This window comes from Mediterranea sp. An20 (genome assembly GCF_002160055.1).
GTDB lineage: Bacteria > Bacteroidota > Bacteroidia > Bacteroidales > Bacteroidaceae > Bacteroides > Bacteroides avicola.
The window spans coordinates 1-7,628 of sequence record NZ_NFJV01000051.1; the positions used below are offsets into that span (position 1 = coordinate 1).

Here is a 7,628-nt window from a genome sequence, read left to right on the forward strand (position 1 = left end):
GGCTCATGGAAAATATCTTCCAACTCGTGGAAGAACGCTTCCAGTTCCTGCATCGGGCGTTTCTTTACATCCTCTATCACGCCCAGGGAGGAGAAACGGTTCATGTTCAGTTTCTCGCCGGGCACGTAGAACTCTTCAAAGTCTTTCTCGCCGGTCGTGTCGCTCCGGAAATAGACTACCGGATAAACCTTGCTGTCTTCCGGCATTTCTGCAGCAAACTTCTTGGCTTCCTCATCCGTGGCGCATTCCTTTTTCTCATAACCCAAGGCAGCCAGGAAACGGTCACATATAGTGGAGAAAGTCATCATCTTCTCTTCGCCCAGTTTCGGGAAAAAGATTTCCCCGTTATGACCCAGCATACAGGCGAGCATACAGATTTGTCCGCTTTCTTCGGGAGATACGAAATAACGCTTCACGTCACTCGGAGCCGCCAGAGGCTGTTTCTTCATAATCCGCTCCACAAAGCCTGCCAGCAAGGAACCGTTGGAGAAAGCCACGTTGGCAAAACGGGCAGTAGTTACTTTAAACTTTGGGGTGTAAGCCATGATCATGTCTTCCATGATGCGCTTGCTGGCTCCCATGATGTTCACCGGATTGGCCGCCTTATCGGTCGATACACAGAAGAAATGGCGGGGAGGGTATTCTGTCAGCAGGTCCAGCAGTTTCTTTGCCCTGATGACATTGTTTTCAATTAAGGCTTGTACGGAATATTTGTCCTTTTCACTGCGCACGTGTTTGTGGGCAGAGAAATTGGCCACGATGTCAAATCCTTTTTCTTCCCGGAAAATGCGTGCGAAAATAGGATCTGCAAAGCTCAACGTGTAGGTACGGTAGTCTTCAGGAACATACATTCCATAAGAAGAACGCAAATCACGGGTCAGTTCTGCCAAACCGTTCTCGTTCAGGTCTACAACGACCAGCTTAGAGGGCCGGAAAGGAAGTATGGCACGTATGTAGGAAGACCCGATAGATCCGGCACCACCAATGACAAGCAGGCTTTTTCCCTCAATTTCTTCACGAAGTCTGTCCCTGTTTGCTTCTATATCGGGCGCAAACAGGCTGCTCGGACGGGAAGTAATGTTCTCGCCGATAAATTTATTTATATTCAACATGATGTAAGGATATATAAATTATTCAGAGATAGGAGGGCTTATGGATGGGGGATGAACGTAAGCACTCAATAGCGTTCACCCTCTTAAAAATCAAGAAGATGAACTTTTGAGGTAAACACTCAATTCAGGGCATACCCTTTGTTAGGGCACCAACAGTAGTACCCCTAAACCAGGTCAGATAAAAATTACTTTTGAAAAATGCCCTTATTTCAACCCCGCCATCCTGTTGAGCAACTGCATGAATTCAGCTTTCTGTGCCCGGACCAGTTCCCGACGGATACAATCGGGCATATAGAGGCGACAACGGTTGCCGTCTTCGTAGGAAATAACCAAGTGGAGGGTCTGCATCACCAATTCCTCGTCTTCTTTCAGGGACCAGGTGAGGTACTCATCGGCTTTCATGCCCATCAGGGTCATAACGGCTTTCCGTTCCCGGGCAGGCAACGCATGATACAACCTCATAGGTTCTGTGATAAAACCGGCGTGGATTACCAGAACATAGTCAGCTTTGCGGTAGCCGGAGGGAACCCAACTGTGGAGCGCAGCCAGATGTTTCTTCAGGTTTGCCAGAGCGTCCAACTCTGCCAACTCCTGCATGGAAGCCAAGGTATCGACAAAAGGCAGTTTCTTCAGGATTATCATGGGGATGCTTTGCGTCTCTGCGTTCCGAATCTTACCGTCATTTAATTTATAACCCAAATCTGTTTATCTCATCCAGACTTAATTTCGTAAACAAGGCTATGTCCTCCGGAGAAATACCTTGCGACTTCATCATTCAGGCAATATACGTCAACGGCACGGCGCTCAATGGGCTGGTCGGTTGATACTAAACACAGAGGCACGGAGACACAGAGTTTTTGTTTTCTTGTCCACAGCTCACAGAGTTAATTTCCCTTCTCTCGTATGCGGCGAAGCCGCGGACTCTGTGCCCTCCCGTCATTTTTACCGACAGACAGTTACAGAACTTTGTGGCTCTGTGTCTCTGTGTTGGATATAAATTAAATCTAATTGATTACTTATGTCCTGTAAATTAATGCTTTCATCGGGAAACTTCCAAACAATGAAAGGAATTTTTCACTGCTCAATCTTCCAGTCACTAATCGTCCGTTTCTCCTTGTCAAAATTGATGCCTACCTTGACAACCGGCAGCCCGCACAAGGCGAAGCGTTCGGGATAATTCTTCAGGTCTATCTGCTGCATCGCCGCTTCGGCACTCTTGTCCAGCTTCAGTTCGATGACATACAGCGTTTGCGGGGTGCGAAGTACCACATCCACACGCCCGCGGGGGGTGCGTACCTCCACATCTACATACATGCCAAGCAAGGAAAAGATCACGTAAAACATTTGCTGGTAGTGACCTTCATAATGGGTATTCTCCGCGTATGGAACCGTACCCAGAAACTCCTGCAAACGGCAGAGGGCAGCCTCCATCTCACCCCGGATGATGTCCCGCGAGAGGTAGGCAATCATGGTCGTGGTCTTCAGCGTGTCCGGCATCACATACGAAGGCAGCAGGCTCCGCATCAGTCCCACCCGGACTTCCCGGTTGGGCAGTCCCAATGTATAAAGCCTCATACCTTTGTCATAATCTTTGATGGTGACGTAACCGCTTTGATACAGCAGGGGAGTTATGTTTTGCATACGCTCGGTAGGAGCATCAAATTCCTCAGCCAGGGCAGTAATACAATCTATCTCGGAAGGCAGAGTGGCATATTTGCGCAGCATCTCTATCAGGTAAGTCGGCGTACCGCTGCCGAACCAGTAGGAGTCCAAACGCTTCTTGCTGAAGGCGGTCAACAGGCTGAACGGGTTGTAGATGTCGGGCGAAGGCCACGTGAAATGGTAACCGTCGTAATTGTCCTTCAACTGTTGCAACGTTTCTTCGCGGGTCAACTTCAGGCCGGAAGCCAATAGGTCCACATCTATGCTCATCTGCGTTTCCATCTCTTCCTGCGTAATGCCACAGATAGCGGCATAGGCTTCATCCATGCTGATGTTTTCAATATTGTTCAGTTCGCTGAAAATGCTCAGTTGGGAAAACTTGGTGATACCCGTCAGGAACACGAAGCGCAGGTAGGGGTCACAGCCTTTCAGAGGACTGTAGAAATTGCGCATCACGTTGCGGAGCACCGGAAGGTCTTTCTCTTCGTGCACCACGTCCAGCAAGGGGGCGTCGTATTCATCGATAAGGACAACTACCTGGCGGCCGGTCTGTTCATAAGCACGTTGAATCAGGTTCGCCAGCCGTATATTGCTGTCTACTATGTCCGTGGAGATGCCGAACTGTTTTTCCTGGCCGGACAATTGGTACAACAAAAAGTTTTCCAACTGCTTCCGGTCCATGTGCTTGCCCAGGCTCATGTCGAAATGCAGCACCGGATACGGTGTCCATTCCGTCTCCAACTGCTCGATCGTCAGCCCTTTGAAAAGGTCTTTCCTCCCTTCAAAATAGGCATGCAGCGTGCTCGTAAGCAACGACTTGCCGAAACGGCGCGGACGGCTCAGAAACAGGTATTTGGAATTGCCGTGTGCCATGCGGTACACGTATTCCGTCTTGTCTATGTACAGATAATGCTTGTTTACAAGCTCGGAAAATGTCTGTATCCCTATCGGATAACGTCTTGGCTGTTCCATACTGATCAAGTTTTTCAGGTTCATACCACAAAGATACGCAAAACAACCGAATCTTCAAACACGTTCCACCTGCCAGTCGCTAATCGTCCGCTTTTCCCTGTCAAAATTGACGCCTACCTTAACAACCGGCAGCCCGCACAGGGCAAAACGTTCGGGATAATTCTTCAGGTCTATCTGCTGCATCGCCGCTTCGGCGGTTTGGTCCAGCTTCAGTTCGATGATATACAACGTCTGCGGGGCACGCATCACCACATCCACCCTGCCGCGGGGCGTGCGGACCTCGATGTCCGTATAATATCCCAAGAGGCTGAAGATGACATAGAACAGCTGCTGGTAATGACCTTCGTAATCGGTATGGTCCGCGTATGGGATGGTGGAAAGGAACACTTGCAGGGCCTGCAAGGCACCGTCCATGTCGTTCTCATACAAATGTCTTGCCATGCCCAACAGGACTGCGGAAACCGATTGCGTGTTGGGAGTCAGATAATACGGAATCAGGCTGTTCAGCAAGCCTAACTTCACTTCCCGGTTGGGAAGGCCTAAGGTATAACTCCGGAACAAAGGATTGCCTTTCAGAATGGTGAAATAACCGCTCTGGTACAGCAGGGGGGTGATGCTGGAGAGGCGTTCGGTAGGAGCATCAAAATCTTCCTTACGCGCTTCCTGGGGAGTGCATAACTGAAGGACATTCATGCCAAATTTGCGCAGCATCTCTATCAGGTAGGTCGGCGTACCGCTGCCGAACCAGTAGGAGTCCAAACGCTTCTTGCTGAAGGCGGTCAACAGGCTGAACGGGTTGTAGATGTCGGGCGAAGGCCACGTGAAGTGATAACCGTCGTAATTGTCTTTCAACTGTTGCAACGTCTCTTCGCGGGTCAGTTCCAGACCGGAAGCCAATAGGTCCACATCTACGCTCATCTGCGTTTCCATCTCTTCCTGCGTAATGCCACAGATAGCGGCATAGGCTTCATCCATGCTGATGTTTTCAATGTTATTCAGTTCGCTGAAAATGCTCAGCTGAGAAAATTTGGTGATACCCGTCAGGAACACGAAGCGCAGATAAGGGTCACAGCCTTTCAGCGGACTGTAGAAATTGCGCATGACATTGCGGAGCACCGGAAGGTCTTTCTCTTCGTGAACCACGTCCAGCAAGGGGGCGTCGTATTCGTCGATGAGGACCACTACCTGGCGACCGGTCTGTTCATAGGCACGTTGAATCAGGTTCGCCAGTCGTATATTGCTGTCTACTATGTCTGTGGAAATGCCGAACTGTTTTTCCTGGCCGGACAATTGGTACAACAAAAAGTTTTCCAACTGTTTCCGGTCCATGTGCTTGCCCAGGCTCATGTCGAAATGCAGCACCGGATACGGTGTCCATTCCGTTTCCAACTGCTCGATAGCCAGTCCTTGGAAGAGCTCTTTCCTACCTTCGAAATAGGCGTGCAGCGTGCTCGTAAGCAACGACTTGCCGAAACGGCGCGGACGGCTCAGAAACAGATATTTGGAATTGCCGTGTGCCATGCGGTACACGTATTCCGTCTTATCGATATACAGATAATGCTTGTTTACAAGCTCAGAAAATGTCTGTATCCCTATCGGATAACGTCTTAAAAACTGCTGTGCCATGTAGCTCTCATTTAATGAACCGGTACAAAGATACACATTCCATCGGATTTGCGCAACAGCCTGTTTCGTTTATTGCCAACTCACCTGCCGGATTACTTCAAGTAATATACCTCCCCAATGACAGGTTGCCATCCCATATATACACCCCTTTCGCGCACGCGCCTGGGTGGCTACAATGTTAACGAACGCTAATCTATTAAATCGTACACACTGCATATAAAATCGCTATACAGGACGACAACCTGTCAAAGACATCATTAAATGTCTGAATTTTCATCTTATACTGACTCTTTCGGACATTTCTTCCCGGTCTTTTCTTCTGCCGCATCCGGTTTATCCCATATCAACCTTCTTTACAGCAAAGAAAAATACCCTGAAAGAATATGGCCGGTAAAGTCAGACAAAACTTCAATTCACCCTCACTTCCTGTTCAGTTTTTTGCGAGTTTCAAAATCTGATTCCAAAGCTTCGTACAAAGCTTTCAGGACCATCAGTAGCAAACGCCGGTTCGGATGTTCTAACAGCGCATGCAGATAAATGCGAAATACAGCGTAATAGGCATATATGCTTTTGTTATCGCCAGTCTTTATTTTCGCATAATTTCGCTTCGTTAACTTGGCATCCTGACAGATTGATTTATAACTCAGACGTTTTCCGTTCACAAAAATGATTTCCTGCAAATCGGAAAGGAACGCACCTAAAGCAGGATTCTTAAAGTAATCTTTAGTCATTGTAAATGTTTGTTCATTAATTGATACATGGATAAATCGCGCGTAACAGCCCACAATGCTAAAAAGATTTAATGAATGTTATATACACACCCTTTTAGTTCCCATATAGTGGGAAACGGAGTGTATGGAGATATTAAAACTTCGTCATAACTTTGCCGCGAAAAAATAAGTTATCAACTCAAAAAACGATTCAAATGCCAGAAATCACTCTTAGTCTTTTTCAAGGCTATTCAGACACTTATCCTGTAGACAAATCTCTTACCGACATTGTAGAGATGATCCTTCATGACCCCCATTTGGCAGATAATACTGCCAAACACCGCTATTGCCGACAAAACGGCTGGACCAAAGATGCCACCCGAACCAAGATGGCCTGTCCTTGCTTTGCTGTAGCTGTGCGTTTTTCACAAGGTAAAAAACGGGAAAATATCAGCGGATGGACTCACTTGTGCCTGGTCGATTTCGACCATATACCACCCGAAAAAAAAGAGGCTTGCCTGCAACTAATCCGACAAGATCCGCACACTCTGTTGGCGTATACCACCATCAGCAAAGAGGGAATCCGCATCATTTGTCCATACATTTGCCATCCTGATTTCTATTTCAGAAACGAGACCGAACTCTATAAGTTGGCTTTTGAGAAAATAAACCGTCACTATGCCGCACTTATCGGTCACGAATACGATGAAAAATGCAAAAATGTAACCCGCCTGAGCGGACTGGCACACGACCCGGAGGCTTGGTACTGCGAGAATGCCTTGCCTTTTGAAATAGAGGCTCCTGCTTCTCTTCTGGATGAAACGAAAAGCCGGAAGAAACAGGAACGGTTACAAAAAGTGGTGGATGCCATCCGGACACATCTGGCTGACAAAGGGGTGGAATATACCGACCACCAACGCAACAATTATATCATGCGCACCGGTTATCTGTTCAATGCGTATGGCGTGGATCAACAGACAGCCACGGCATGGGGCGTGAAGCAATTTGCCGATTATGATGGTGACGTGGCAGGTATCTTCCGTTCGTGCTACAGAAAGACCGATGAGTATGGCACACTGAAGCTGCCTTCCCATTCCGGCAAAAAGTCTTCACCAAACGACGCTGCCACCTCCGTCGTGTCCGACATCGAAGCCTTCCTCAGCACCCAGGGGCGTTTCCGCAAGAACACAATCACACGCAAGTGCGAAATGGCCGAAACTGGCAGCGACAAGTTCAGCGACCTGACGGACCGCATGGTCAACACGCTCTGGTGCCGCATGTCCAAGGAGGTGAGGTCGGTGCGGCAGCAGGACCTCAGGGCTGTAATCGACTCGGAGTTCGTGGAGCTATACAATCCCTTTGTCAGATACCTGGACAGCCTGGAGCCCTGGGACGGGAAAACCGACCACATCGCAGCCCTGGCCGCACAGGTGCATGTCACCACGGGAAAGGAACTGTTCCCCGTCTTCTTCAAGAAATGGCTGGTGGCCATGGTGGCTTCCCTGCTCGACGAGAATGTGGTGAACCATGAGATCCTGGTGCTCAT

At 48.6% G+C, this 7,628-nt stretch carries 6 protein-coding genes; 1 reads left to right on the forward strand and 5 read right to left on the reverse strand.

Going from position 1 to position 7,628, the window contains the following annotated elements:
- The 5 genes from B5F34_RS16760 to B5F34_RS16780 all read right to left on the reverse strand — a co-directional run.
- Nucleotides 1–1,112: UDP-N-acetylglucosamine 4,6-dehydratase (locus B5F34_RS16760; RefSeq protein ID WP_140393024.1), on the reverse strand; the 1,112-nt coding region annotated here is incomplete at its 3' end.
- A 204-nt stretch (nt 1,113–1,316) separates the two neighbouring features.
- On the reverse strand, nt 1,317–1,811 hold the full coding sequence (locus B5F34_RS16765) for a hypothetical protein (protein ID WP_087340903.1): 495 nt from the start codon (nt 1,809–1,811) through the stop codon (nt 1,317–1,319).
- 375 nt (nt 1,812–2,186) lie between these two features.
- Nucleotides 2,187–3,746 (reverse strand): ATP-binding protein, encoded by a 1,560-nt coding sequence (locus tag B5F34_RS16770; protein WP_087340904.1) that lies wholly within the window; start codon nt 3,744–3,746, stop codon nt 2,187–2,189.
- 54 nt (nt 3,747–3,800) lie between these two features.
- On the reverse strand, nt 3,801–5,372 hold the full coding sequence (locus B5F34_RS16775) for an ATP-binding protein (protein WP_087340906.1): 1,572 nt from the start codon (nt 5,370–5,372) through the stop codon (nt 3,801–3,803).
- Between the two features lie 419 nt (nt 5,373–5,791).
- Entirely contained in the window at nt 5,792–6,103 is a 312-nt protein-coding gene (locus B5F34_RS16780) for a hypothetical protein (RefSeq protein WP_087340905.1), read from the reverse strand.
- A gap of 194 nt (nt 6,104–6,297) precedes the next feature.
- Between B5F34_RS16780 and B5F34_RS16785 the strand changes: the two genes are divergently transcribed.
- A partial coding sequence (locus B5F34_RS16785; protein WP_275532601.1) for a BT4734/BF3469 family protein occupies nt 6,298–7,628 on the forward strand: 1,331 nt, incomplete at its 3' end.

Bases quoted from the DNA above. Each gene is read 5' to 3' on its own strand.
- B5F34_RS16770 (WP_087340904.1), bottom strand. From the start codon at position 3,746: ATGGAACAGCCAAGACGTTATCCGATAGGGATACAGACATTTTCCGAG.
- B5F34_RS16775 (WP_087340906.1), bottom strand. From the start codon at position 5,372: ATGGCACAGCAGTTTTTAAGACGTTATCCGATAGGGATACAGACATTT.
- B5F34_RS16780 (WP_087340905.1), bottom strand. From the start codon at position 6,103: ATGACTAAAGATTACTTTAAGAATCCTGCTTTAGGTGCGTTCCTTTCC.